The sequence below is a fragment of the Motilibacter aurantiacus genome (assembly GCF_011250645.1).
GTDB classification, from domain to species: Bacteria; Actinomycetota; Actinomycetes; order Motilibacterales; family Motilibacteraceae; genus Motilibacter_A; species Motilibacter_A aurantiacus.
The window spans coordinates 1-25,803 of sequence record NZ_JAANNO010000018.1 but is presented as its reverse complement, the minus strand read 5'-3'; the positions used below and the strand labels follow the sequence as shown (position 1 = coordinate 25,803).

Sequence of the window (25,803 nt, the reverse complement as noted above, 5' to 3'; positions counted from 1 at the left end):
ACGAGGCTGACGACGAGGCTGACGACGAGGCTGACGACGAGCTCGACGACGAAGAGGCTGACGAGGTCGACGAGGTCGACGACGAGGACGAGTACGTCGACATCGACGACGTCGAGGACCCGCCCGGACAGGCCGGCCGCCCCTGAGGCGGCGGCCGGCTCAGCCGCCGGCCAGCAGGCCGGCCAGCCTCGACCGACGGGGGCGGGCCGGCACCCGGGCCACCGCACGCGGCAGCGCCGGCCCCACCGACGTCACGACCGACACGTGACGCCGGGCGCCGGCGAGGGCGGTGAGCACCAGCTCGCGGGAGAGCGCCCCGGCCGACGAGCCCGGCAGCACCAGCACCAGGGCGTCCCAGGTCGTGCCCGCCGTGTCGGCCACGGTCGTGACCTCGCGTCCCAGCGCCTGCGTGAGCGCTCGGGCGCCGGCTGCGCCGCGGGCCAGCGGGGTGACCACGCGGACCCGGTCGGGCGCCGTGCCGAAGGCGCGTGGGATCGACGTGCCCACGAGCTGCACCACCTTCGCGACGACGTGCTCGTCCGCGGGCGCCGGCACGACCACGACCTCCCGTCCGGGGCTCGTCAGCTCGCCGGGCGGGGGCAGCTCGCCGTTGCGTACGGCCAGCCGGAGGCGGGCGAGCGGCTCCGGTACACCCGGGTGGGGCGGCCCGTCGGCCTCCGCGACGTCCACCACGCCCGAGCGCAGCAGGTCGCGCAGCACCTGGCCGGTGCCACCGGGGAGGAGCGCAGGGTCGCCGGCGAGCACGAGGTCCTCGCCGTCCTCGACCTCGGCGGCGAGGTCGCGCAGGGCGGCCGCGTCCAGCCGGTCGGCCTGGACGGTGTGGGCTCGCGCGGCAGGGGCGGCGGCGTCGCGCGCGGGCCCGTCCGGCCCGACGGCGCAGCGGACCGTCCCGCCGGTGACGAGCAGCCGCTCGACCTCCTCGGCAGCCTCCTCCTCGACGAGCGCGAGCCCGGTCAGCGCGAGCGCCCCGTCGGCGGGCGCGACGACCGCGCCCAGGTCGCCGGCCAGCCCGAGAGCCGCGGCGGGGTCGTGAACCTCGAGCGCCGAGAGCGCGGAGCGCAGGACCGGCTCCGGCGCCCACGTGTGCCCGTCACGGGCAGCGCGCACGAGCAGCCACTCGGCGAGTGCCGCTCCCCGGCGCGGGTCGTCGGGGCGTACGCCGGCCTCGGCCGCCAGCGCGTCGGCGCGTCGCGGGCTGCCGCCGGGCGCGGCGAGCACCTGCGCCCACGGCCCGTCGACGGCGTACGCGTGATCGAGCGGCGACAGCGCGGGCCCCGTCAGTCCTCGCCGGCGCCGGGCGCCGACACGTCGTCCAGCGCATCGCGGATGGCGTCGGGGAGCACGACGTCCTCGGCGGACAGCGAGCCGCGCAGCTGCGCGGCGGTGCGCGCGCCGACGACGGCCGCCGCGACCCCGGGCCGGTCGCGGGCCCAGGAGAGGGCCACCTCGACCGGCGACACGCCGAGCCCGTCGGCCGCGGTGACGACCGCGTCCACGATCGATCGCGAGCGCCGGTCGAAGTAGTGCTCGACGAAGGGCCCGAAGTGGGCGGACGCGCCGCGCGAGTCGCCCGGGACGCCCGAGCGGTACTTGCCCGTGAGGACGCCGCGGCCGAGCGGGGACCAGGACAGGAGCCCGACGCCCAGGGCGCGGGCCGCGGGCAGGGCCTCGGCCTCGGCGGCCCGGGCCAGCAGCGAGTACTCGACCTGGTTGGACACGAGCGGCGTGCGGTGCAGCGCCTCCTGCAGGGTCACTGCGCGGGCGAGCTGCCAGCCGGCGTAGTTCGACACCCCGACGTAGCGGGCGCGCCCGCTCACGACCGCGTGGTCCAGCGCGGCGAGGGTCTCCTCGAGCGGCACGTCGGCGCTCCACACGTGCACCTGCCACAGGTCGACGTGCGCCACGCCGAGCCGTTGCAGCGAGGTGTCGAGCTGGGCGAGCAGGCCACGGCGCGAGGTGTCGACGTAGCCGCGGCCGTTCCGGCGGCCGATGCCGCCCTTGGTCGCGAGCACGAGCCGGTCGCGGTCGGCCACCTGCGCCAGGAGCCCGCCGAGGATCTGCTCGGAGGCGCCCTCGGCGTACGACGGGGCCGTGTCGACGAGCGTGCCTCCCGCGTCGACGAAGGCGCGCAGCTGGTCGGCGGCCTCGTGCTCGTCGGTGTCCCGGCCCCAGGTCATGGTCCCGAGGCCGAGCCGCGACACCCGCAGCCCGCTCCGTCCGACGTACCGCTCCTCCACGGGCCGCGAGCCTAGCCCGCCCACCGCGCGCCGCGGCACGCCCGCGCGATCTCGGCCCGTTAGGGTCCCTGAGTTGTCTAAACGCCGTGCCGACCGGGGCCGACCGGGGCCGACCGGAGCCGGCCGGAGCAGGGGAGCACGGGCTTGAGCTTGATCGGGTGGGGCGAGGCGGCAGTCCTCGGCGTCGTGCAGGGTCTGACCGAGTTCCTCCCGATCTCGAGCAGCGCGCACCTGCGGATATCGGCCGAGCTGTTCGGCTGGGAGGACCCCGGTGCGGCCTTCACCGCCGTGACGCAGCTCGGCACCGAGACCGCCGTGCTCGTCTACTTCGCCCGCGACATCATCCGCATCCTCAAGGCGTGGTTCCGCTCGCTCACGGACAAGGAGATGCGCTCGGACCCGGATGCCCGGCTCGGCTGGCTCGTCCTGGTCGGCACCCTGCCGATCGGGGTGCTCGGCCTGCTGCTGCAGCACCCGATCGAGTCGGCGTTCCGCTCGCTCTGGGTCATCGGGGCGACGCTGGTCGGCTTCGCGCTCGTCCTCGGCTACGCGGACCGGGTCGCGCGCAACGCCAAGCCGTTGGAGAAGCTGACCCTCCGGGACGGCATCATCTGCGGCTTCGCGCAGGCGCTGGCGCTCGTGCCGGGCGTCTCGCGGTCCGGCGGCACGATCAGCGCGGCGCTGCTGCTGGGCTACAGGCGGGAGGCGGCGGCGCGCTTCTCCTTCCTCCTGGCCATCCCGGCCGTGCTCGCCTCCGGGCTCTTCGAGCTCAAGGACATCGCCTCCGGGGAGGCGCCGGTCGAGTGGGGCCCGACCATCCTCGCCACGGTGATCGCCGGCGTCGTCGGGTTCGCGGTCATCGCGTGGTTCCTGCGCTACATCTCGAAGGGCTCGTTCCGCCCGTTCGTGGTCTACCGGATCCTGCTCGGGCTCGGAGTCTTCGCGCTGCTCGGGGCCGGGGTCATCTCGGCCCAGCCCTGAGCGGGCCTCACCGTCCGCGCACGTAGGGTGACGGCCGTGACCACAGTCCTGCTGGTACGCCACGGCCGCACGACGGCGAACACCAGCGGCGTCCTCGCGGGCTGGTCCGAAGGGGTCGCTCTCGACGACACCGGCCGGGCGCAGGCGGCGGCCCTGCACGACCGGCTGGCGGGCGTGCCCCTCACCGCCGCGGTGACGAGCCCCCTGCAGCGCTGCCTGGAAACGGCGTCCGCCGTGCTCGCCGGGCGCGGCCTCCAGCCGTCCGTCGACGACCGGCTGGGCGAGTGCCGCTACGGCGAGTGGACCGGCAAGGAGCTCAAGGCGCTGGCGAAGGACCCGCTGTGGAAGGTCGTGCAGACCCATCCCAGCGCGGTGACCTTCCCCGGCGGGGAGTCGCTGCGGGAGGTGCAGACCCGTGCCGTCGACACGGTGCGCGACGTCAACGCCCGGCTCGGCCCGGACGCGGTGTGGGCCGCGTTCTCGCACGGGGACGTCATCAAGGCGGTGCTCGCCGACGCGCTCGGGATGCACCTCGACGCCTTCCAGCGGATCGTCGCCGACCCCTGCTCGGTCTCCGTCGTCCGCTACACCGACCAGCGCCCCTACGTGCTGCGGATGAACGACACCGGCGGTGACCTGTCCTGGCTCGCACCGCCGGCGAAGAAGCGCGGCCGCCGGCGCACGCAGGCCACGGACGCCGTCGTCGGCGGCGGCGCCGGGCTCACCGGGTCAGCCACCGCCGCCACCGATGCCACCGATGCCGCCGGAGCCGCCGAGGACCGCGGCGCGGCCCGGCCACCCGCAGCCAGCGCATAGGCTGTTCGGCCGTGCCCCGACAGCTCTTCGAGTACAACCCGCCCGACCGGTTCGTCGCCGGCACCATCGGCGTCCCGGGCTCCCGGGCGTTCTACCTGCAGGCCCGCGCGGGTGACCGGACCACCACCGTCGCCCTCGAGAAGCAGCAGGTCGCCGCGCTCGCCGAGCGGGTCGAGGAGCTCCTGGACGAGGTCGTACGCCGCACCGGAGGCGCCACGGCCGTGCCGGCGGTCGCGCCGGCCGAGCTCGACGACAACGGCCCGCTCGACCTGCCGGTCGTCGAGGAGTTCCGCGTCGGGACCATGGCCCTCAAGTGGGACGCGGACGCCGAGGAGCTCGTCGTCGAGGCCCAGGAGGCGACCGGCGACGACACCGACGTCGAGGACCTGGCCGACGACGACGAGGGCCCGGACCTGCTCCGGGTGCACCTGTCCGGCGCCGCCGGCCGCGCCTTCGCCAAGCGGGCGCTCGCGCTCGTGTCGGCCGGCCGCCCGCCGTGCCCGTTCTGCGGCCTGCCGCTCGACCCCGAGGGCCACGTCTGCCCGCGGGCCAACGGCTACCGGCGCTGAGCGACCGCCCGCTGCTGAGGCGGTTGCCGCGCGCGCCCGCCGCCGGGCGGTAAGACTGGAGGCATGACGACGTCCGCGGTCGCCGACGCGCTGCACCTGCTTCGCGAGGGCAGCATCGAGGTCGAGGGCCGGTTGGTCGACGCCTCGAACGCCACGCTCTACGCCCGCATCAGCCTCGACGGGGTCGAGTCCGCCTGCGTCTACAAGCCGGTCGCCGGGGAGCGGCCGCTGTGGGACTTCCCGGACGGGACGCTCGCCGGGCGGGAGGTGTCGGCGTACCTCGTCTCGGCGTACGCCGGATGGGACGTCGTGCCCCCGACGGTGCTGCGCGACGGCCCCTTCGGCCCCGGCATGGTGCAGCTGTGGGTGGACGCCGACGACACCGTCGAGCTGGTGGACATCGTCACCCGTCCTGCGCTGCCGCCGGGCTGGCTCGCCGTCCTGGACGCCCGCGGCGAGGGGGGCGAGGCGGTCGTGCTGGCCCACGCCGCCGACCCGCGGCTGCGCCGGATGGCGGTCTTCGACGCGGTGGTCAACAACGCGGACCGCAAGGGCGGCCACATCCTGCCCCTCGGGCCTGCAGCCGACGCGCCCGTGCACGGCGTCGACCACGGGGTCTCGTTCAACGTCGAGGAGAAGCTGCGGACCGTCCTCTGGGGCTGGGCCGGGCGGCGGATCGACGCCGAGGACCTCGACACCCTCGCCCGGGTGCGGGACGGGCTGGAAGGGGAGCTGGGCTCCCAGCTGGCCGAGCACCTGACCGCCGCGGAGGTCACGGCCACCGAGCGGCGCGTACGCCGGCTGCTGCGCGAGGCGCGCATGCCGCGCCCGGTCCCGGGCTGGCCCGCGATCCCGTGGCCGGCGTTCTGAACGGGCTGGTTACGCTTCTGTAGTGCATGCCTGGCCCGCTCCCTCCGTTCCGACTCTTCCGGGAGCAGGCTCCGAGCTCCTCCTGCACGACACTGCGACCGGCTCGCTGCAGCCGGTCGGGGGCCCCGAGCAGGGGAGGATCTACGTCTGCGGCATCACCCCGTACGACGCCACGCACCTGGGGCACGCGGCCACCTACGTCGCGTTCGACCTCGTGCTGCGCGCCTGGCGGGACGCGGGGCTGCGTACGACGTACGTCCAGAACGTCACCGATGTCGACGACCCGCTGCTCGAGCGCGCCGCCGCCACCGGGGTCGACTGGCGCGACCTGGCCCAGCGCGAGACCGCGCTCTTCCGGGAGGACATGGCGGCGCTCGGGGTGATCCCGCCCGACGCGTACGTCGGCGTGACCGAGGCGGTCTCGGCGATCGGCGACGCTGTGGGCCGCATGCTCGGCGAGGGCAGCGCGTACCGCGTCGAGCAGGACGTGTACTTCGACGTCACCGCCGACAGCGCGTACGGGCGGGTGTCCGGGCTGGCCGACGACGTGCAGCGCAAGCTGTCGGCCGAGCGCGGCGGCGACCCCGAGCGGCCCGGCAAGCGGAACGGCGTCGACCCGCTGCTGTGGCGCGGCGAGCGGCCCGGCGAGCCGTCGTGGCCCTCGGCGGTCGGGCCGGGGCGCCCCGGGTGGCACATCGAGTGCACCGTCATCGCGCTGGACCACCTCGGCGGCGGCTTCGACGTCCAGGGCGGCGGCAGCGACCTCGTCTTCCCGCACCACGAGATGAGCGCCTCGCACGCGCACGCCCTCGGCTCGGAGTTCGCCCGGGTCTACGCCCACGTGGGGATGGTGGGCTACGAGGGCGAGAAGATGTCCAAGTCCCGGGGCAACCTCGTCCTGGTCTCCAGGCTGCGCGCCGCCGGCGTGGACCCCGCTGCCGTCCGGCTGGTGCTGCTGGCGCACCACTACCGGTCCGACTGGGAGTACACCGACGCCGACCTCGCCGGTGCGCAGGCGCGGCTGGACGCCTGGCGGGGCGCGCTCGCCCGCAACGAGGGGCCGGACCCCGAGCCGGTGCTGTCCGGCGTACGCAGGGCGCTGGCCGCCGACCTCGACGCCCCGTCCGCGCTGCGCGTCGTGGACGAGTGGGCGGCGGCTGCGGGCCGCGGCGAGGGTGACGTCCCCGGGGCGGCCGGGCTGGTCGCGCGGGCCGTGGACGCGCTGCTGGGCGTGCGGCTGTAGCCATCGGGCGCCCGGCCCGCCCGGTCGGCGCCCGACGGCGGCATGTCGGACGCTGGGCACCACGCCGGCCTCCGGGCTGATGAGCTCACCGCCCCGTCCGACACGGTGGGCGCGACCGGCCCTCCGACCCGATGATCCTGGGGTAGTCGACGCGACACGCCGGGGCGAGGCGCCGACTACCCCACGATCACGGCGCTCGGGCGCGTCCGGGTCGCCCGCGCCGGGGCTTCCCCAGCGCGACCCGGCAGCCGTGCAGGTGAACGCCGCAAGGCGGGCCGCAGGACCAGCGGGCGTGCGGACGACCGCGCCCCGGCCGATCCCGGCAGACGGGCCTACCGCTTCTCGCCGGGGAGCTGCCTGACGAGGCCCTTCGACCGGGAGAGCCCCACGGGCTACCCGGCGAGCACCTCGTCGAGCTTCTCGTAGCCCTCGCGCACCCCGTACTCCATGCCACTGGCGACGAACTCGTCCCGGGTCTCGAAGGACTCCGCGAGGGAGGTCGAGACCAGCCGGCTGCGCCCGTCGCCGAGGTCGGTGAAGACGATCCGCTCGAGGGCGACCCCGTCCGGGGCGCCGTCGAAGCCGAACGTCTGCACGATCAGCTCCCCGGGGCGGATCTCGTGGAAGCTGCCCCAGAAGCCGTACTCGCCGTCGGCGTCGATGTGCGTGTAGCGGTAGGAGCCGCCGGTCCGGGCGTCGTAGTGCCCGATGCGCATCTCGCAGCTGCGCGGCCCGAGCCAGCGGACGAGCAGGCCCGGGTCGACGTGGGCCTGGAACACCGTGGCCGCCGGCGCGTTGAACTCGCGCGTGATGTGGACGGCGGGGACCTTCTCGTCGACCTCGATGCGGGTCTCGAACGTGGTGGTGGACATCCGTGCCTCCTGGGGTCAGTCGGGGTCGGGCTCGTCGGGCATGTCGCGCAGCACCTCGTCGAGGCGCCGGTAGCGCTCCTCCGCCTGCCGGCGGTAGCGCTCGATCCACTTTGTCATCAGGTCGAACACCTCGGCCTCGAGGTGGACGGGGCGGCGCTGGGCCTGCCGGCGCCGGCTGACCAGCCCGGCGTCCTCCAGCACCTTCACGTGCTTGGACACCGCTTGGACCGTCACGGGGTACGGCTCGGCCAGCTCGTTGACGGTGGCGTCCCCACGGGTCAGCCGCGCGACCATGTCCCGCCGCGTGGGGTCCGCCAGTGCAGCGAAGACCCGGGAGAGCTGGTCGGCGGGCACCTGGGGGGCCTCCTGATCGTTCAACCGATTGGTTGCGTATGACGCTAGGCCTGCGACGAGCTCTCGTCAACCCTTCGGTTGAAGAACCCGGCCCGGAGGGCTGGCGTATATACCGATGATCTGAGTATGATGGCGCGATGAGCGCTGCCGAGATCAGGGAACCGTCGTTCCTGATCCTGAGTGCACTCGCCGGCGGGCCGCTGCACGGGTACGCGGTCATCAGCGAGGTGTCCGAGCTGTCCGAGGGCAGGGTCCGGCTCCGGCCGGGAACGCTCTACGCCGCCCTCGAGCGGCTCGCCGGCGACGGGCTGGTCGCTCCGCACGGGGAGCGGGTCGTCGACGGGCGGCTGCGCCGCTACTTCGCCCTGACCGACGAGGGCGCGGGCGCCCTCGCCGAGCAGGCCGAGCGGATGCGGCAGAACGCGGAGCGGGCCACGGCGCGGCTGCGGCAGGCGCGCGCGCCGCGACAGGTGGCTCCGGCATGAGCGCCTCGCCCGGGGCCGAGGGGCTCGAGCGGGCGTACCGGCAGCTGCTGCGGGCCTACCCGCCCGGCTGGCGGCGGCGCCACGGGGAGGCGCTGCTGGGCGTCCTGCTGGACCAGGCCGCAGCGGAGGGCCGCACGCGTCCCGGCGCCGCCGACGTGCGCGACGTCGTGGGGCAGGGCCTCGCGGCCCGTGGCCGGGTGCTGCTCGACGTCGTGCCGGCTCCCGTCCGCGTGACCGCGGGCACGGTGGCACTGGGCAGCGGAGCCGGCCTCTGCCTGGCGCTGCTGACGTTCGGCGAGTTGCTGCCGCCGTGGGCGCCACCGTCCGGGCGCGCAAGCGCCGGCCCGATCGCGACCGTCGGCGCCCTCCTGTACGCCGCCTGGCTGCTCGCCGTGCTGGCCGCCCTGGCTCGGCGGGCCGCGGTCGCCCGCGTGCTGGCCGGTGCCGTCGCGGGGGCCGCCCTCGCCCTGCCGCTGCTGGTGTCCAACGGCTACCCGCACCGCGGGCTGGAGCGCCCGTCGACGCTCGTGCTCGTCCCTGTGGCGCTGCTCGGGCTGCTCGTCGCCGTGGCACCGCTGCGGCGGGTGGGCGTACGGGCCGTCGGCGCCCCCGCGGTGGTCACCCTCGTCGCCGTCGGGCTCCCGCTGTGGCGGCCCTGGCTGCAGCGCGACGACCTGCCGTTGCGCGACTACTTCTACTACGCGCACGGCCTCGAGCTGAGAGCCGGTGCCGGGGCGCTGCTGGCCCTCGGCACGGCTGCGAGCCTCGCCGCGCTCCTGGGCCGGCGGCAGGCCTGGGCCGGGGGAGTGCTGTTCGCGCTGCTGCCCTGGCTGGCCCTGCTGCTCGGCACGTGGTCGAGAGCCAGCCCCGTGGGGCGCTCCGGGCCACCACTCCTCGTGGGAGCGGCCGTGGCGGCGGTGCTCTGCGTCGCTGCCGGCTACCGGCTGGCCGGCGTGCGCGTGCGGCTGGAGCGCAGGGCCGACTGACCCCGCACCGCACCGCCCCCGGGCCGCGACGGCCACCAGAACCGGTCACCCAGGACCAGCACCAGCGCCGGCACGAGGACGGTCCGCACGAGCAGGGTGTCCAGCAGCACGCCGATCCCGACGATGACGCCGATCTGCGTGAGCGTGATGACCGGCAGGACCCCCAGCACCGCGAACACCGCGGCCAGCAGGATCCCGGCGCTCGTGATGACGCCCCCGGTCGCCGCCAGCGCGTGCAGCACGGCGTCCCGCGTGGTCCGTCCGGCGAGGGCCTCCTCGCGCGTGCGGGCGATGAGGAAGATGTTGTAGTCGACCCCGAGCGCGACGAGGAAGAGGAACGACAGCAGCGGCACCGGGGTGTCGAGGGCGGGGAAGCCGTAGCCGAGGTCGAACACCCACCAGCTGGCGCCGAGGCTGGCGAAGTACGAGGCGACGACGGTGGCGACGAGCAGCACGGGGGCGACCGCCGACCGCAGCAGCAGGGCGAGCACCACCAGCACGATCGCGAGGACGAGCGGGACCACGAGCCGGGTGTCCCGCTCGGTGGCGCGCGCCGTGTCGTACTCCTCCGCGGTGGCCCCGCCCACCAGGGCCCCCGCGTCGGGCACGTCGGCGAGGGCGGCACGCAGCGCGGAGAGCGCGGTGTCGGAGCCGGGGCTGCCGGGGGAGTCGGTGAGCACGACCTGCACGACAGCGAAGCGGCCTTCGTCCGTCACCGCGCCCGCCGCGGCCACTCCGTCGACGCGCTCGGCGGCCGCCACCACCTTGAGAGCGGCACCGGGAGCAGCGAGCACCGTCAGTGGCTGGGTGGTCCCGGCGGGGAAGGCCTTCTGCAGCGTCTGCTGCCCGAGCACCGCCTCCGGCGGGTTCCTGAATCGCTCTTCGGCTGCCAGCTCGGTGTCGACCGACAGTGCCCCGACCGCCATCAGGGCGAGAGCGGTAGCCCCGAGGGCGACGACCATCCGCGGCCGGCGGGCGACGGCGCGTCCCACCGAGTGCCACACCCCGTGCTGCTCCTCGTCCGCGCCGTGCGCCTCGGCGACGCGGGGCACCAGCGGCCAGAACAACCAGCGCCCCGGCAGCACCAGCGCAGCCGGCAGCACCACGAGCCCGAACGTCATCGCGATCGCGACACCGATCGCGCAGGCGAAGCCGAGCCCGCGATTCGACGTGAGGTCCGCCGCGAGCAGGGTCAGCAGGCTGAGCAGGACGGTGCCGCCGCTGGCGAGCACGGCCGGGGCGGTCGACCGCAGCGCCCGTCGCATGGCCACGAAGCGGTCCGCCTCGCCGCGCAGGGTGTCCCGGTACCGGGAGACGAGGAGCAGCGCGTAGTTCGTGCCCGCGCCGAACACCAGCACCGACAGGATGCCGGCGGCGGACCCGTCGATGTCGATTCCCGCGCGGGGAGCGAGCGCGCCGACCACGACCGTGGCTAGCCGGTCCGCGATCCCGACCACGAGCAGGGGGACGAGCCACAGGATCGGGCTCCGGTACGTCACGAGCAGCAGCAGCGCGACCACCGCCGCGGTCGTGACGAGGAGCTTGGTGTTCGCCCCGTCGAAGACGCTGGACAGGTCGACCGCGTACGCCGGCCCGCCTGTCACCTGGGCCCGGACCCCGTCGGGCAAGCCCTGCGCGGCGGCCGACCGGACGGCCGCGACGTCCTGCTCCACCGTGTCCTCGGAGGTGCTGACCGGGATCGTGACCGTGGCGACCGTCCCGTCCTGGGACACCTGCAGGCCCTGCGGGCCCTGCTCTGCCCGAGCGGAGAGCTCCGCCAGCCGGGTAGCGGCGGCCTCCACCGCGCCCAGTGCCTCGCCCCCCAGCGGGCTCCCGTCGGTGCGCGAGTAGACGGCCAGGACCGGCGCCACCCCGCTGCCGGGCAGCTCCTCCTGCAACCGCGCGACCCGCGTGGACTGCGCACCGTCGGCCAGCCCGCTCGCTCCGTCCGCCTCCGTCGTGGCCTCGCCCGGCCCGAGGGCGAAGAACGCGCCCGAGGCCAGCAGGGCGAGCAGCACGACGAGCCAGGAGCGCACCCGGCCCACGGGCGAGCGGCTCGCGGCTGTGGTACGACGGGGCGGACGGGGGCGTGCCACGGACGACCTCCAAGTCGCTAAGCGGCTTAGCGTTCTCGGAAGGACCGTACATGTCCCAGCAGGCGGCGCAACCCGGGCGCCCCGCACCTGGCCCGGTCGACCGCGCCCTCCGGGACGTCCTGACGCTCTCGGCGCTGACCCGGGTGGCGATGGCCGACCGGCTCGGCCTGGCGCTGCGCGATGTCGAGGCGGTCGAGCACGTCATGACCGAGCCCGACGGGCGGCCGCTCGGCCCCGCCGAGCTGGCCCGCCGGCTCGGGGTCTCCAGCGCGGCGGCGACCCAGGGGCTGCACCGGTTGGAGAGCGCCGGGCACGTCGTCCGGCGGCCGCACCCCGCGGACGGCCGCCGGCAGGTCGTCGAGGTGACGCCGCAGGGGTCGGCCCATGTGCTGAGCGAGCTCGGCCCGCTGCTGGCCCGGCTGCACGCGGTGGGGCAGGCGCTGCCCCCGGAGGAGCAGGACGCGGTGACGCGCTACCTCACGCAGGTGGGCGCCGTGATGCGCGACTACCTGGAGGAGGAGGGGTCAGCGGCCGGAGGTGGGGCCCGGCCCTGACGGCGGGCCCTGCCCGGGCCCGTTGTCCCCGCGCCGGCGCAGGTAGCGCTCGAACTCGCGGGCGATCGCCTCGCCGCTCGCCTCGGGCAGGTCGGCCGTGTCCTTGGCCTCCTCGAGGCCGCGGACGTACTCGGCCACCTCGGAGTCCTCGGCCGCGAGCTCGTCGACCCCGCGCTCCCAGGCGCGGGCGTCCTCGGGCAGCTCACCGAGCGGGACGGACAGGTCGAGCAGGTCCTCCACCGCGCGCAGCAGCGCCAGCGTGGCCTTCGGCGAGGGCGGCTGGGCCACGTAGTGCGGCACGGCGGCCCACAGCGACACGGCGGGGACGTCGAGCTGCCCGGCGCGGTCCTGCAGCACGCCCACGATCCCGGTCGGGCCCTCGTAGCGCGAGATCTCGATGCCCAGCCGGCCGGCGAGGCCCGGCTCGGTCGCGGAGCTCGTCACCGGGATGGGCCGGGTGTGCGGGGCGTCCGCCAGCAGGGCGCCGAGCGTGACGACCATCTCCACGCCGAGCTCCGCCGCCAGCTCGAGGATCTCGTCGGTGAACCCGCGCCAGCGCATGTTCGGCTCGATGCCGCGCAGCAGCACCACGTCGCGCGTCCGGCCCTGCGCCGGCAGGTGCACCCGGGCGTACGAGAACCTGCTCGTCGGCCAGGTGATCGACCGCTCGCCGTCGGCCGAGATGCCGACGGTGGGGCGGTTGACCTGGAAGTCGTAGTAGTCGTCCGGGTCGAGCGCGCCGATCGGCGACGCCTTCCACTCCCGCTCCAGGTGCTCGATCGCACCCGTGGCGGCCTCACCGGCGTCGTTCCAGCCCTCGAACGCGGCGATGAGGACGGGGTCGACCAGCTCGGGGACACCCTCGAGCTCGATCACTCGCCGCACCTCCAGAACCGCAGCACACCTGCACGGACGACGGAACGCCGGCCGCTCGCCGGGCTCCCCAAGCGAGCCAGCCTACGTGTGCCCGGCATCCTGCCCGTCCTCGCGCTGGCAAACGCCCCGTGAGGCTCCAGGGCCGGGCCCCCGGCCGCGTAGGCTGAGCCGCACGGAGGGGGCTGCCCTCCCGCGCGCGCAGGTCCCGTTGGCCGCGGGGCCGGTGAGCGCCGTCGCTTCTTCCGGAGGATCGATGTCCCCCACGTCGGCATCTCTGCGCCAAGCGCTCTCCGAGCGCGTCGTCGTCGCGGACGGTGCCATGGGCACGATGCTCCAGGCCCAGGACCCGACACTGGAGGACTTCCAGGGCTACGAGGGGTGCAACGAGATCCTCAACGTGACCCGGCCGGACATCGTCCGGACGGTGCACGAGGAGTACCTCTCGGTCGGGGTCGACTGCGTCGAGACCAACACCTTCGGGGCCAACTTCGCGAACCTCGCCGAGTACGACATCCCCGAGCGGATCTTCGAGCTGGCCGAGGCCGGCGCCCGCATCGCCCGCGAGGCGACGGACGCGGCGTCGACGCCGGACCGCCCGCGCTGGGTGCTGGGCTCCATGGGGCCGGGCACCAAGCTCCCGACGCTGGGGCACACGACCTACGCGAAGCTGCGCGACGCGTACCAGCAGAACGCCGCGGGGCTGATCGCCGGCGGCGCGCACGCGCTGCTGATCGAGACCGCCCAGGACCTCCTGCAGGCCAAGGCCGCGGTGATCGGCGCCAAGCGGGCCATCACCGAGGCGGGGGTCGACCTCCCGGTGATCGCGCAGGTCACCGTCGAGACGACCGGGACGCTGCTGCTCGGCAGCGAGATCGGCGCCGCCCTCACCGCGCTGGAGCCGCTCGGCATCGACCTGATCGGGCTCAACTGCGCGACCGGGCCCGCGGAGATGAGCGAGCACCTGCGCCACCTGTCGCGGCACGCCCGCATCGGGCTCTCCTGCATGCCCAACGCTGGGCTGCCCGAGCTGACCGCGGACGGCGCCCGCTACCCGCTGAGCCCGTCCGAGCTCGCCGACGCCCACGACGCCTTCACCCGCGAGTACGGCCTCGGCCTCGTCGGCGGCTGCTGCGGCACGACCCCCGCGCACCTGCAGGCCGTGGTCGAGCGCGTGCGCGGCCGTGAGCTCGCCGAGCGCCAGCCGCACCCGGAGCCGGGCGTCGCCAGCCTCTACACCTCCGTTCCCTTCCACCAGGACGCGTCCTACCTCTCGATCGGGGAGCGGACGAACGCGAACGGGTCGAAGGCGTTCCGCGTCGCGATGCTCGAGGGGCGCTACGACGACTGCGTCGAGATCGCGCGCGACCAGACGCGCGACGGCGCCCACCTGCTCGACGTCTGCATCGACTACGTGGGCCGGGACGGCGTGGCCGACATCAAGGAGATCGTCGGGCGCTTCGCGACGTCCTCCACGCTGCCGCTGGTCATCGACTCCACCGAGCCCGCGGTCCTGGAGGCCGGCCTGGAGCTGCTCGGCGGGCGCGCGATCATCAACTCGGTCAACTACGAGGACGGCGACAAGCCGGGCTCGCGGTTCCGCCGGATCATGCCCCTGGTCAAGGAGCACGGCGCCGCGGTCATCGCCCTCACGATCGACGAGGAGGGCCAGGCGCGCACCGCCGAGCACAAGGTCCGAGTGGCGTCGCGGCTCATCGACCAGCTGACCGGCGAGTACGGCATGGCGGTCGAGGACATCCTCATCGACGCGCTGACCTTCCCGATCGCGACGGGCCAGGAGGAGACCCGGCGCGACGGCATCGAGACGATCGAGGCGATCCGCGAGATCAAGCGGCGCTACCCCGGCGTGCAGACGACGCTGGGGCTGTCGAACATCTCCTTCGGGCTGAACCCGGCCGCCCGCATCGTGCTCAACTCGGTGTTCCTGCACGAGTGCGTGGAGGCCGGGCTCGACTCGGCGATCGTGCACGCGGCCAAGATCGTGCCGATGGCGCGCATCCCCGACGAGCAGCGCGAGGTCGCGCTGGACATGGTCTACGACCGGCGGCGAGAGGGCTACGACCCGCTGCAGCGCTTCCTCGAGCTGTTCGAGGGCGTGGACGCCGCGTCCGTACGCGCCTCCCGCGCCGAGGAGCTCGCCGCGCTCCCGCTGGGGGAGCGGCTGCAGCGCCGGATCATCGACGGTGAGCGCAACGGGCTCGAGGGCGACCTGCAGGAGGCCCTCGACAGCGGCATCAAGGCCCTCGACGTCGTCAACGACCACCTTCTGGAGGGCATGAAGGTCGTCGGCGAGCTCTTCGGCAAGGGCGAGATGCAGCTGCCCTTCGTGCTGCAGAGCGCCGAGGTCATGAAGACCGCTGTGGCCTACCTCGAGCCGCACATGGAGAAGGCCGACGCGGCCGGCAAGGGCAAGATCGTCCTGGCCACGGTCAAGGGCGACGTCCACGACATCGGCAAGAACCTCGTGGACATCATCCTGTCCAACAACGGCTACGACGTCGTCAACATCGGCATCAAGCAGCCGGTGTCGGCGATCCTCGAGGCCGCCGAGGAGCACAAGGCCGACGTGATCGGGATGTCCGGCCTGCTGGTCAAGTCGACGGTCATCATGAAGGAGAACCTCGAGGAGATGAACTCCCGCGGCATCGCCGCGAAGTTCCCCGTCATCCTCGGCGGGGCCGCCCTGACCCGCGCCTTCGTCGAGGAGGACCTCGCTGGGATCTACGAGGGCGAGGTGCGCTACGCGCGCGACGCCTTCGAGGGACTGCGCCTCATGGACGCGATCATCGGCGTCAAGCGCGGCGTCCCCGGCGCGCAGCTGCCCCAGCTGCGCAAGCGGCGGGTGGCCGGCGGCGCGACCCTGCAGCTGACCCCGCTGGAGGAGATGCCCGCACGCAGCGACGTCGCGGCCGACAACCCCGTGCCGGAGCCGCCGTTCTGGGGCACGCGGGTGGTGAAGGGCATCGCCCTCGCCGAGTACGCGGCCTACCTCGACGAGCGCGCGACGTTCATGGGCCAGTGGGGGCTGAAGTCCTCGCGCGGGGAGGGCCCGTCGTACGAGGAGCTCGTCGAGTCCGAGGGCCGGCCCCGGCTGCGCATGTGGCTGGACCGCATCAAGACCGAGGGCCTGATCGAGGCCGCCGTGGTCTACGGCTACTTCCGCGCGTGGAGCGAGGGCGACGACCTCGTGGTGGCGGGGGAGGACGGCGGGGAGCTCACCCGCTTCACGTTCCCGCGCCAGCGGCGTGACCGGCACCTCTGCCTCTCGGACTTCTTCCGGGCCAAGGACTCCGGCGACACGGACGTGGTCGCGTTCCAGGTCGTCACGATGGGCAACCGGGTCAGCGAGTTCGCCAACGAGATCTTCGCGAAGAACAACTACCGCGACTACCTCGAGATCCACGGGCTGTCGGTCCAGCTGACCGAGGCGCTCGCGGAGTACTGGCACGCCCGGGTCCGCGACGAGCTGGGCGTCGCCGCCGAGGACGGCGACCTGGCCGGCATGCTGCGGGGCCAGGCCTACCGCGGGTCGCGCTACTCCTTCGGCTACCCGGCCTGCCCGGAGCTGGAGGACCGCGCGAAGCTCGTCGACCTGCTCAGGCCCGAGCGCATCGGGGTGTCGCTGTCGGAGGAGCTGCAGCTGCACCCGGAGCAGTCGACCGACGCGATGATCGTGCACCACCCCGAGGCGAAGTACTTCAACGCCTGACCTGCACGCGATCGACACCTGATCGACAACTCACGAATCGGAGATTGCTCTGACCGGCAACCAGGCGGGCCTCGCGGCCGTCTTGTTCGACATGGACGGCACGCTCGTGCACAGCGAGGAGACCTGGCTGGAAGCGGAGATCGCCGTCACCGCCGAGCTCGGCGGCGTCTGGACGCCGGAGGACCAGGCGAAGAACGTCGGCGGCCCGATCGACAAGGTCGCGCGCGTCATGCTCGCCAAGGCCGGCCGGACCGACCTGTCGGCCGGCGAGGTCGCGCAGCGGCTCAACGCCGAGGTCGAGGACCGGCTCCGCACCGGGCCGGTGCACTGGATGGCGGGGGCCAAGGCGCTGCTCGACGAGGTGAACGCGGCGGGCATCCCGTGCGCGCTGGTGTCCGCCTCGTACCGGCGGCTGGTCGACGCGGTCCTGTCCGCGGTCGGCGCGGAGCACTTCGCCTTCAGCATCGCGGGGGACGAAGTGGCCAACCTCAAGCCGGCGCCCGACGCGTACCTGCTCGCCGCGGAGCGGCTCGGGGTGCCGATCGCGCGCTGCGCGGTGCTGGAGGACTCTCCCACCGGCGTACGCGCGGGCGAGGCCTCCGGCGCGGCGGTCCTCGCGATTCCCAGCGTCGTCCCGATCGAGCCGGCCCCGACGCGCACGGTGGTGACCTCGCTCGAGGACGTCGACCTCGCGTTCCTGCGCCGGCTCGTCGCCGGCTGACCCCGCCGGCAACGGCGGAAGAAGGGGCGCCCTCTCGCGAACTGGATCGCGAGAAGGCGCCCCTCTTCCGACACCCGGCGAGCGGTGGCTCAGCTTCCGTGGCCCGCGTGGGCGGTCTCGTCCGTCACCGACCCGGCGGTCACGTCCTTGACGGAGGTGGGAGCGTCCGCGTGGGCGTGGGCGTGGCCGCCCCCGGACATCATCTCCGCGGCCATCTGACGGTGGTTGCCCATGTGCTCCTCGTGCCCGGGGGGAGGCGTGCCGTCGGCGTTGTTCACCGTGAAGATGCCGATCATGCCGCCGTCGGAGTGGAACTGCACGTGGCAGTGGTACATCCACGTGCCCGGCCCGACGTGCTCACCGGCGATGATCTGGAAGCCGAAGGACTCGCCCGGCCCGGTCGTGCGGTTGTCGATGACCGCCGTGCCGTCGTCGTCCCCGGACAGGATCCCGAGCCGGTTGTCGGCCCAGCGGTGGGCGTGCGCGTGGAAGGTGTGGAACGACGCGACGCCGTGCGTCACCATGATCCACTCGACCCGCTGGCCCAGGTTGGCGCTGTAGTTCACCGAGTCCGGCACGGCGGAGTTGTTGATCGTCAGCTCGTTGAAGAACGTGACGAACTGCTTCTCCGGCAGGGGGTCCCCGGGGCGGCGCACGACCAGCGCGCCGTAGAGCCCGCGCGTGATGCCGCCGGTGCCGTGGACCGACCCGACCGCGTGGTCGTGGTAGTGCCAGTAGCCGGCGGACCCGGGCTCCCACGTCCCGTCGGCGCGCTGGGTCGGGCCGTGAGTGCGCCACACGTACGTGTGCTGAGCGCCCGGGGCCACGACCGACCCGCTGGCGGGGGTGCCGTCGTCGGCCGCCGGCACGTCGACCCCGTGCGCGTGGAGCGACACGGTCTCGGTCGTGGTGTTGATCAGCGTCACCCGGAGCTCGTCGCCCTCGATGGCCTCGAGGGTGGGGCCGGGAATGCTCGCGTTCTCCGGGGTGGTGCCGTAGGCGAGCCGGGTGCCGGGGCCGGCCACGGCGTACAGCGTCACCTCGCGGACCGTGCCGCCGGCGCCGGCCCGCGGCACCGTCCCGAGGGAGGCGGGAGCGGAGTCGTCACCGGTCGCCAGGCCCGGGCGGAGGACGACGGCGGCGGCCGCGGTGCCCGCCAGGCCGCCGATGAGCAGCCGGCGGCGCGGCAGGAGGTTGCCCTCGCCGGCCTCTGCGGCAGCGGCACCGCTGCGGGGGGCGTTCTCGAGCGGGGACGTGGGCATCAGCGGCCGCCCTCGGCCGCGTCGAGCGCCCGCAGCTCGGCGATCAGGGCCTGGGCGTCACGCAGCAGGACCGAGCGCACCTCGGCATTGCTGCGCACCTGGTTCTCGACCCGGCTGACGAACTGCTCGAGCAGGCTGACCGCGCCGGACTCGCTGCCCGAGGAGGCCTTGCCCGCCGCACGGGTGACCCGGTCGAGCAGGCCGGCCCGCGTGGTCTCGCTGAGCGGGAGGGCGGTGACCAGGGCCTGCAGGTCGGCGAACGTGGCCCGGGTCGAGAAGCGAACCGTCGTGGTGGTGTCGCCGTCGGTGCCCTTCGCGGTCACGACCAGCTCGTGCTGGCCCAGCGCTAGCGTCCACAGCCGAAGCGTCGACCCGTTGGCCAGCGGCTGGCCGTCGAGCGTCGCCGAGCTCGCCCCGGTGGCGGCCCCGCCGGTCACCGTCCAGTTGACGGTCTTGCTGAGGGAGTCGCCGTACGTCTCGCCGTCGGCGATGCCGGTGACCGTCACGACCGGCGCGGGGGACTCCAGCACATCGAACCACCCGAACACTCCGCGGTCCCAGAAGAGGGCGACGTGGGTGTGGTACTCGTAGCGGCCCGGCCCGACCCGCTCGCCGGCGATGACCTGGAAGCCGAAGGAGTCGGCCGGCCCGACCGTACGGGTGTCGACGACCTGGGAGCCGTCGTTCGGCCCGGAGATCAGGCCGGTGCGGTTGTTGGCCCAGCGGTGGCCCTTGAGCGAGAACGTGTGGAACGAGTTGCCGTGCCCGATGACGACCCACTCCACGCGCTGACCCTGCCGGGCCGTGAAGGTCGGCGTGTTGGGCGCCACCTTGTTGTTGATGTTCGCGTCGTTGATGACGACGATGTTCTGCACGTCCGGCAGCGGGTCGCCGGCGCGCCGCACGATCAGGGCGCCGTACAGGCCGCGGCGGATGCCCTCGGTCCCGTGCGCGCTGCCGTTCAGCGCGTGGTCGTGGTAGTGCCAGTAGCCCGCGCTGCCCGGGGTGTAGACGCCGTCAGCACCTACGCCGCCGACGTGGCTGCGCCAGACGTAGGTGCGCTCGCCGTCGGCGGGGATCGCCGTCCCGGTCTGGAGGCTTCCGTCGCTCTCGATGTCGTAGTCGACCCCGTGCGGGTGGGCGGACATCACCCGGCCGGTGCGGTTGATCACGCGCAGGCGGAGGGTGTCGCCCTCGACCATCTCGAGCGTCGGGCCGGGGATGCTCGCCGTCTCCGGCGTGTAGCCGTAGGCGAAGTTGCCGTCGGGAAGGGCGACCGCGTAGATCGTCACGTCGTGGGTCTGGCCGCCGGCGGGCGCCACGGCCTTCGGCCCGGGAGCAGCCTGCGCCGAGGCGGTGACCTTGGGGACCACCACAGCTGCCGCCGCGGTGCCGACGAAGCCCGCGAGCAGGGCGCGGCGGGCGAAGCGGTCACTGCGCACCGGGGGGACGGCGGTGTCTTCCATGAGCGGGGGCTCCTCGTCATTGAGAGCAGTTCAGCAAGAGGGAAGTGATCGCCGACGCAACGAGGTCAGCGGGGCGGGGCAACCGGGTCGGAGTGGAGCCGGAGCAGGCAGTGTAGACGGCCACATCGGGATCGTCGCGGTCCACGCGGTACCGGCAATAAAGTATTAGCGCGAACTCCACTTCCTGATTTCTAGGTCCTTGGTCGTGCGCCGGGACGCTCCGCGAGGCATGGCGGTGCCCGGCACGGCCCGATTGACCGACCGATCTGAACGATGGGGCCCGCAGTCCGGATCGTCAAGCCCCGGCGCCGGACTCCCCCCGGTGACGACGAGCACTGCGGTTGTGATGGGGCAGCACACTGTTTGCCGCGGCAAGCGACCCGGTCACGATCGGATAACGCCACTCGTCCCCGTGAAACCCGCCTGTTTACACGACTCTCAGGTTCTCGTTATGTTCCGCACTGACGTACGACAACGTCGTCAGTCACGTCGCACCTGATCTGGGCCGGCCAGGCCCAGGTCTTGTGCTGCGTGCACGCCGCTCGCGACCTCAACGAGGAGAGTCAATGCAGGTGCGTGTACGGCGCTGGGTGACCCTGGGGATGGGGTCACTCCTAGCGCTATCAGTGGCAGGCCCGCCGAGTGCAGAGGCCGCCACCGCCCAGGCAACCGTGAAGGCGGCGGCTGTGGCCGCCGTGGTTCCCAACGTGCTCGTCTTCCACGGCGCCGCGGCCCAGCAGGACGACCCTGTGGCCCAGGCCGTGTCCACGCTGCAGGGCCTCGCGGCCGCCAACGGCTTCGCCGTCGAGGCGTCGTCCGACCCCGCCGTGTTCACGGCCGCGGGGCTCGCCAAGTACCGCAGCGTCGTGATGCTCTCCGCCGAGGGCGTCACCCTGTCCGAGGCGCAGGAGGCCGCCCTCCAGGCCTACATCCGGGCGGGCAACGGCTTCGTGGGCATCCGTGACGCGGCCAAGGTCCAGAAGGACTCGTCGTGGTTCACGGGCCTCATCGGGGCGCGCCCGGCCGGCATCGCCCGCGTGGCGGAGCCTGCCGAGTCCGCGACCGCGAACGGCCCGAACCCGGCGGCCGAGACCCCGGACAAGCTGATCGACGGCAACCCGTCGACCAAGTGGCTGGCCTTCGCCCGCACGGGGCTCATCACGGTCAAGCTGCGCCAGTCCACGGTCATCAAGCGCTACTCGCTCACCTCGGCCAACGACTCCGAGGACCGCGACCCGCTGGACTGGACGCTCGAGGGCTCCACCGACGGCACGACCTGGGCCCCGCTGGACACGAAGACCAACCAGGACTTCCCCCAGCGCTTCCAGCTGCGCGGCTTCGACATCGCGAACACCACGGCCTACCAGTACTTCCGGCTGACGGTCCCGCGCAACGCCGGTGCGGCCGAGACCCAGCTCGCGGACCTGCAGTTCTACGGCCCGGAGCCGGAGGGCCCGCCGCCGGCGGTCCCCGCTCAGGAGGCCGTCGTCGAGCTCGTGGACCGGCAGCACCCGGCGAACGCCGGGCTCCCGCTGACCTGGACGCGGACCGACAAGTGGACCAACTGGGCGGAGAACCCGGTGGGCACGGTCCACACCATCGCCCAGGTCCGCGAGGCCAGCTACAAGCCGGGTGACGGCGCGAACGGCGCCTTCCACCCGATCTCCTGGTGCCGTGACTACGACGGCGGCCGCTCCTTCTACACCGGCATGGGCGGCACGGCGGCGAGCTACTCGGAGGAGGGCTTCCGCAGCCACCTCAAGGGCGCGCTGCTCTGGACGACCGGCATGGTGCGCGGCGACTGCAAGGCCACGATCGGCTCCAACTACACCATCGAGCGCCTGACCGCGACCAACCAGGCCGGTCAGCTGGACCAGATCGGTGAGCCGCACGGCCTCACCATCGCCCCGAACGGCAAGGTCTTCTACGTCGGCAAGGCCGCCTGCCGGACCGCGCCGATCGTCCCGTGGGACAACCCCAACGTCGGCCTCGGCTGCGGCACGATCCACGAGTACGACCCGTCCACCAAGTCGGTCAAGCTCCTGACGACGCTCGCCGTCATGGGCCACCGGGGTGGCGGCACCGAGCTCCAGAAGAACGAGGAGGGCCTGCTCGGCATCGTGCCGGACCCCAAGTTCATGGAGAACAACTGGCTGTACGTCTACTGGATGCCGCACGAGACGGTCGACCGCGTCCGTCACACCGGCAAGCGCACGGTCTCGCGCTTCACCTACGACCCGGTCAACCGCACCATCGACCAGTCGACGCGCAAGGACCTGCTGCAGTGGGAGACGCAGATCCACAGCTGCTGCCACGCGGGCGGCGGCATGGCGTTCGACGCCAAGGGCAACCTCTACATCGGCTCGGGCGACGCGAACTCCTCGGGCGGCTCGGGCGGCTACTCCGGCAACAACTGGACCCAGGAGTTCGCCGGCATCTCGTTCCAGGACGCGCGCCGGACCTCCGGCAACACGAACGACCTGAACGGCAAGATGATCCGCATCCACCCGGAGCCGGACGGCACCTACACGATCCCCGAGGGCAACCTCTTCACCGGGAACGAGGAGGGCGGCGGCAAGACCCGCCCCGAGATCTACGTCATGGGCGTCCGCAACATCTCGCGCCTCCAGGTCGACCCCGACACCCAGTGGGTGACCACCGGCTGGGTCGGCCCCGACGCGAACGACCCCAGCCCGATCTGGGGCCCGGCCAAGTACGAGACCGCCACCATCATCACCTCGGCGGGCAACCAGGGCTGGCCCTTCTGCATGGGCAACAAGCAGCCCTATCGCAACCGCAGCAACACCGACGCGAGCCTTCCGACCAACTGGTACGACTGCGACAACCTGGTCAACGACTCGCCGCGCAACACCGGCCTGCGCAACATCCCGCCGGCGCGCAACAACATGATCTGGTACTCGCCCTCCGGTGGTGGCCCGGTCTTCCCGACCCGCGAGGTCGACGGGCGCCAGATCCCGACGTACGACCTCAAGGACGTCGTCCACACCCAGCCGTACCTGCGGGGTGGCGGCCAGGCCGTCATGTCCGGCCCGACCTACCGCCAGTCGCAGATCGACCCGAACAGCACGGTCAAGTGGCCGTCCTACTGGGAGGGCAAGTGGCTGATCGGTGACTACCAGAGCTCGGGCAACCGCATCGCGGTGACGGTCGACCCGGCCAAGGTCGCCGAGCAGGCCCCGCCGGCCTTCGCCGAGGACATCCGCAGCATCATCCGCCCCGGCAGCACCGGTACCACGCTGCAGAACTGGATGGACGCGAAGTTCGGCCCCGACGGCGCGCTCTACATGCTCGACTACTCGACCGGCTTCTTCAGCCTCACGAACAACCAGAAGCTGATCAAGATCTCCTACAACGGTGGCGCGGCGACCCCGCTCCCGTCGGCCCTCAACCGGGCCAGCGCGACGGACTCGCGCACGATCGAGTTCACCGGCGCCCGTTCCGGCGGCGTCATGTGGGAGTGGAGCTTCGGCGACGGCGGGACGTCCACGGAGGCGAACCCGACGCACACCTACGCCCGCAACGGCGACTACACGGCCACCCTGACGGTGACCTACGCCGACGGCACCAGCGAGACGGTGACGACGAAGGTCAGCATCGGTGGCTACGTGCCGCTGTTCGACGGCACCGCCGAGAGCTTCTCCCAGTGGGCGCAGGCCGGCCCCGGCCAGTGGACGCTCACACCGGAGGGCACGATCCGCAGCTCCGGTGGGCTGGGCATGCTGTGGTACCCGCAGCACCAGTTCAAGGACTTCTCGCTGAAGCTGCAGTTCAAGGACGTGGCGCCGGGCAACACCCGCGCCAACAGCGGCGTCTTCGTCCGGTTCCCGGACCTGCGGACCCCGCTGGCGCAGCGTCCCGAGTGCGGGCGGACCGGCTCCGCTGCCACCCAGCCGGCGTGGATCGCGATCTTCTGCGGCCACGAGATCCAGATCTACGACGGCGCCACGGGTGAGGTGCAGAAGACCGGGTCGGTCTACAACTTCGACCAGGTCAACAGCCTCGAGGCCGCCGGTGCCACCCCCAAGGGTGAGTGGAACGAGTACGAGATCCGCGTCGTCGGGCAGCGGTACACGATGATCCGCAACGGCGTGGTGATCAACGAGTACGACAACACCCCGGGCAAGACGTCCTCCCGGGCCGGCGACCCGCCGACGGCCCTGCGCCAGTTCGTCGAGGGCTACATCGGCCTGCAGAACCACGGCAACGCCGATGTGATCGAGATGCGCGACATCGAGATCAAGCCGCTGAACGTCGAGCTCTCCTCGATCGACACGACGCTGGACATCTACCGGAGCCTCGACCGGCTCGCCTCGCACGTCGACACCAGCCTGCGGGACCGGCTCGACCGGGCCGCGGCCGCGGCGGCGCAGGGCAGCGAGACGCGCACGATCGGGTTCCTGCAGCAGTTCGTCGCGCGCGCCAAGAACCAGGTGAAGGGCGACGCGCAGGACATCGAGGTCCGCGACCAGCTGGTGGCCATGGCCGAGGAGCTCATCGCCAAGTACCAGGCGATGGAGGACGCGGAGAACGGTCAGCAGTAGCACGTCCACTCGCTGAGCGATAAGCACGACGCGAGGAACCAGAGCCGGTTCGGTGTGCTCCGCGCACCGAACCGGCCCTGGTCGTCATACGGTTCATTTCGCTAAATCGATTACGTGCAGCGACGGGTCCGCCTGCTCTGCCCGATCGAACACCGCGCCTGCTCGGCAGGCGAGTTTTCGTCCCCCGGTTCCACGAGGAGCAACATATGCGTGCACCAACACGCAACCGATGGCGTGCAGCCGTCTCCGTCGCCGTGGCAACAGCGCTGGCAGGGGTCCTCCCCGCGACGGCCTACGCGCAGCCCGCGGACGACGCCGGACGGTCGTCGTCATCGGTCGCGACATCTCCCCAGACCGCGGTGCCAGAGGCCGCGGACACCGGGTCCACGGACCACACGTCGATGGACCACTCCGCCATGGGCCACGCGGCCAAGGGATCCACGAGCTCGGGGGCGAAGGACGCCGACATCGCCGGCGCCGAGGCACAGATCCTGACCTGGGTCACGGACGACCGGATCCTCTACCTCGAGGAGCCGACGGGGGCGGTGGCCGGGCCGGCGACGATCGTGCTCGACAACACGCGCGCGGTGGGCATGCCGCACACGGTCACCTTCGAGAACCTGGACATCAACGTCTACGCCGCGCCCGGTGAGCGCATCAGCCAGGAGGTCGTCCTCCCGGTCGGCAGCTTCAAGTACTACTGCGTCATCCCCGGCCACCAGTTCGCCATGCAGGGCACGCTGGTCGTCACCGGCGGGGGCACTCCCACCGACACGACCGCCCCGACGGTCTCGGCCGCCCTGGCGGGCCCGCAGTCGGGCGGCAACTACACCGGCCCGGTCACGGTCACGCTGACCGCGACCGACAACCCGGGCGGCTCGGGCGTCGCCTCGGTCGAGTACTCGGTCGACAACGGGGCCTTCACCGCGTACACCACGCCGTTCACGGTCTCGGCGGTTGGCGCGCACACGGTGCGCGACCGCGCCACGGACGTGGCGGGCAACGTCTCCCCGGTCGGGTCGAGCACCTTCACGATCGCCAACCCGACGCCGACGGACACCACCCCGCCCACGGTCACCGCCGCGCTGGCGGGCCCGCAGTCGGG

At 73.2% G+C, this 25,803-nt stretch carries 19 protein-coding genes and 1 pseudogene; 12 read left to right on the top strand and 8 right to left on the bottom strand.

What is annotated here, in order from left to right:
* Positions 1-159: 159 nt before the first annotated feature.
* A complete protein-coding gene (locus G9H72_RS19385) occupies positions 160-1,239 on the bottom strand; it encodes a hypothetical protein (RefSeq protein ID WP_166174249.1) in 1,080 nt (359 codons plus the stop codon).
* Positions 1,240-1,298: 59 nt separating this feature from the next.
* A complete protein-coding gene (locus G9H72_RS19380; protein ID WP_166174247.1) occupies positions 1,299-2,258 on the bottom strand; it encodes an aldo/keto reductase in 960 nt (319 codons plus the stop codon).
* Positions 2,259-2,411: 153 nt separating this feature from the next.
* Between G9H72_RS19380 and G9H72_RS19375 the strand changes: the two genes are divergently transcribed.
* From G9H72_RS19375 to mshC, 5 genes are all read left to right on the top strand, one after another.
* Positions 2,412-3,239: an undecaprenyl-diphosphate phosphatase gene (locus tag G9H72_RS19375; RefSeq protein WP_166174280.1), complete on the top strand. Its 828-nt coding sequence runs from the start codon at positions 2,412-2,414 to the stop codon at positions 3,237-3,239.
* 36 nt (positions 3,240-3,275) lie between these two features.
* Positions 3,276-4,055, top strand: coding sequence for a histidine phosphatase family protein (locus G9H72_RS19370; RefSeq protein WP_166174245.1), 780 nt, complete (start codon positions 3,276-3,278; stop codon positions 4,053-4,055).
* Positions 4,056-4,066: 11 nt separating this feature from the next.
* Positions 4,067-4,624 (top strand): DUF3090 domain-containing protein, encoded by a 558-nt coding sequence (locus G9H72_RS19365; RefSeq protein ID WP_166174243.1) that lies wholly within the window; start codon positions 4,067-4,069, stop codon positions 4,622-4,624.
* Positions 4,625-4,687: 63 nt separating this feature from the next.
* Positions 4,688-5,494, top strand: coding sequence for an SCO1664 family protein (locus G9H72_RS19360; RefSeq protein ID WP_166174241.1), 807 nt, complete (start codon positions 4,688-4,690; stop codon positions 5,492-5,494).
* 22 nt (positions 5,495-5,516) lie between these two features.
* Positions 5,517-6,737 carry a cysteine--1-D-myo-inosityl 2-amino-2-deoxy-alpha-D-glucopyranoside ligase gene (mshC, locus tag G9H72_RS19355; RefSeq protein ID WP_166174239.1) on the top strand — a complete coding sequence of 407 codons (1,221 nt, stop codon included), beginning with the start codon at positions 5,517-5,519 and terminating at the stop codon, positions 6,735-6,737.
* Between the two features lie 392 nt (positions 6,738-7,129).
* Here mshC and G9H72_RS19350 read toward each other — a convergent pair whose 3' ends face one another.
* Positions 7,130-7,609, bottom strand: coding sequence for an SRPBCC family protein (locus G9H72_RS19350; protein WP_166174237.1), 480 nt, complete (start codon positions 7,607-7,609; stop codon positions 7,130-7,132).
* Positions 7,610-7,624: 15 nt separating this feature from the next.
* Entirely contained in the window at positions 7,625-7,903 is a 279-nt protein-coding gene (locus tag G9H72_RS19345; RefSeq protein WP_196791424.1) for an ArsR/SmtB family transcription factor, read from the bottom strand.
* 197 nt (positions 7,904-8,100) lie between these two features.
* Between G9H72_RS19345 and G9H72_RS19340 the strand changes: the two genes are divergently transcribed.
* On the top strand, positions 8,101-8,448 hold the full coding sequence (locus G9H72_RS19340; RefSeq protein WP_166174233.1) for a PadR family transcriptional regulator: 348 nt from the start codon (positions 8,101-8,103) through the stop codon (positions 8,446-8,448).
* The gene (locus G9H72_RS19335) at positions 8,445-9,434 is read left to right on the top strand and encodes a hypothetical protein (RefSeq protein WP_166174231.1); all 990 of its coding nucleotides are present in this window, start codon (positions 8,445-8,447) and stop codon (positions 9,432-9,434) included. The genes G9H72_RS19340 and G9H72_RS19335 overlap by 4 nt, the downstream gene beginning before the upstream one ends.
* Here G9H72_RS19335 and G9H72_RS19330 read toward each other — a convergent pair.
* A complete protein-coding gene (locus tag G9H72_RS19330; protein WP_166174229.1) occupies positions 9,386-11,479 on the bottom strand; it encodes an MMPL family transporter in 2,094 nt (697 codons plus the stop codon). The two genes, G9H72_RS19335 and G9H72_RS19330, sit on opposite strands and share 49 nt — an antisense overlap.
* Positions 11,480-11,580: 101 nt before the next feature.
* Between G9H72_RS19330 and G9H72_RS19325 the strand changes: the two genes are divergently transcribed.
* Positions 11,581-12,084 carry a MarR family winged helix-turn-helix transcriptional regulator gene (locus G9H72_RS19325; protein WP_166174227.1) on the top strand — a complete coding sequence of 168 codons (504 nt, stop codon included), beginning with the start codon at positions 11,581-11,583 and terminating at the stop codon, positions 12,082-12,084.
* Here the strand turns inward: G9H72_RS19325 and G9H72_RS19320 are convergent.
* Positions 12,055-12,960, bottom strand: coding sequence for a PAC2 family protein (locus tag G9H72_RS19320; protein WP_166174225.1), 906 nt, complete (start codon positions 12,958-12,960; stop codon positions 12,055-12,057). The two genes, G9H72_RS19325 and G9H72_RS19320, sit on opposite strands and share 30 nt — an antisense overlap.
* A gap of 253 nt (positions 12,961-13,213) precedes the next feature.
* Here G9H72_RS19320 and metH point away from each other — a divergent pair, with 253 nt between their 5' ends.
* On the top strand, positions 13,214-16,687 hold the full coding sequence (gene metH, locus G9H72_RS19315) for a methionine synthase (RefSeq protein ID WP_166174223.1): 3,474 nt from the start codon (positions 13,214-13,216) through the stop codon (positions 16,685-16,687).
* Between the two features lie 43 nt (positions 16,688-16,730).
* Positions 16,731-17,408: an HAD family hydrolase gene (locus G9H72_RS19310; protein WP_407939612.1), complete on the top strand. Its 678-nt coding sequence runs from the start codon at positions 16,731-16,733 to the stop codon at positions 17,406-17,408.
* A gap of 89 nt (positions 17,409-17,497) precedes the next feature.
* Here G9H72_RS19310 and G9H72_RS19305 read toward each other — a convergent pair whose 3' ends face one another.
* Together G9H72_RS19305 and G9H72_RS19300 are read right to left on the bottom strand one after the other, a co-directional pair.
* The gene (locus G9H72_RS19305) at positions 17,498-18,670 is read right to left on the bottom strand and encodes a multicopper oxidase domain-containing protein (RefSeq protein ID WP_166174219.1); all 1,173 of its coding nucleotides are present in this window, start codon (positions 18,668-18,670) and stop codon (positions 17,498-17,500) included.
* Positions 18,670-20,136, bottom strand: a complete 1,467-nt coding sequence (locus G9H72_RS19300; protein ID WP_166174217.1) for a multicopper oxidase domain-containing protein — start codon at positions 20,134-20,136, stop codon at positions 18,670-18,672. The genes G9H72_RS19305 and G9H72_RS19300 overlap by 1 nt, the downstream gene beginning before the upstream one ends.
* A 566-nt stretch (positions 20,137-20,702) precedes the next feature.
* On the opposite strand from G9H72_RS19300, the gene G9H72_RS19295 reads away from it, so the two are divergent.
* Entirely contained in the window at positions 20,703-24,698 is a 3,996-nt protein-coding gene (locus tag G9H72_RS19295; RefSeq protein WP_407939611.1) for a ThuA domain-containing protein, read from the top strand.
* Positions 24,699-25,468: 770 nt separating this feature from the next.
* A pseudogene (locus G9H72_RS23520) lies at positions 25,469-25,803 on the top strand (OmpL47-type beta-barrel domain-containing protein); the annotation flags it as partial.

Excerpts from the sequence above, each read along its gene's own strand:
- G9H72_RS19360 (WP_166174241.1), top strand. The coding sequence starts at position 4,688 with ATGACGACGTCCGCGGTCGCCGACGCGCTGCACCTGCTTCGCGAGGGC.
- G9H72_RS19350 (WP_166174237.1), bottom strand. The coding sequence starts at position 7,609 with ATGTCCACCACCACGTTCGAGACCCGCATCGAGGTCGACGAGAAGGTC.
- G9H72_RS19345 (WP_196791424.1), bottom strand. The coding sequence starts at position 7,903 with ATGGTCGCGCGGCTGACCCGTGGGGACGCCACCGTCAACGAGCTGGCC.
- G9H72_RS19340 (WP_166174233.1), top strand. The coding sequence starts at position 8,101 with ATGAGCGCTGCCGAGATCAGGGAACCGTCGTTCCTGATCCTGAGTGCA.
- G9H72_RS19335 (WP_166174231.1), top strand. The coding sequence starts at position 8,445 with ATGAGCGCCTCGCCCGGGGCCGAGGGGCTCGAGCGGGCGTACCGGCAG.
- G9H72_RS19325 (WP_166174227.1), top strand. The coding sequence starts at position 11,581 with ATGTCCCAGCAGGCGGCGCAACCCGGGCGCCCCGCACCTGGCCCGGTC.
- metH (WP_166174223.1), top strand. The coding sequence starts at position 13,214 with ATGTCCCCCACGTCGGCATCTCTGCGCCAAGCGCTCTCCGAGCGCGTC.
- G9H72_RS19305 (WP_166174219.1), bottom strand. The coding sequence starts at position 18,670 with ATGCCCACGTCCCCGCTCGAGAACGCCCCCCGCAGCGGTGCCGCTGCC.
- G9H72_RS19300 (WP_166174217.1), bottom strand. The coding sequence starts at position 20,136 with ATGGAAGACACCGCCGTCCCCCCGGTGCGCAGTGACCGCTTCGCCCGC.
- G9H72_RS19295 (WP_407939611.1), top strand. The coding sequence starts at position 20,703 with ATGCAGGTGCGTGTACGGCGCTGGGTGACCCTGGGGATGGGGTCACTC.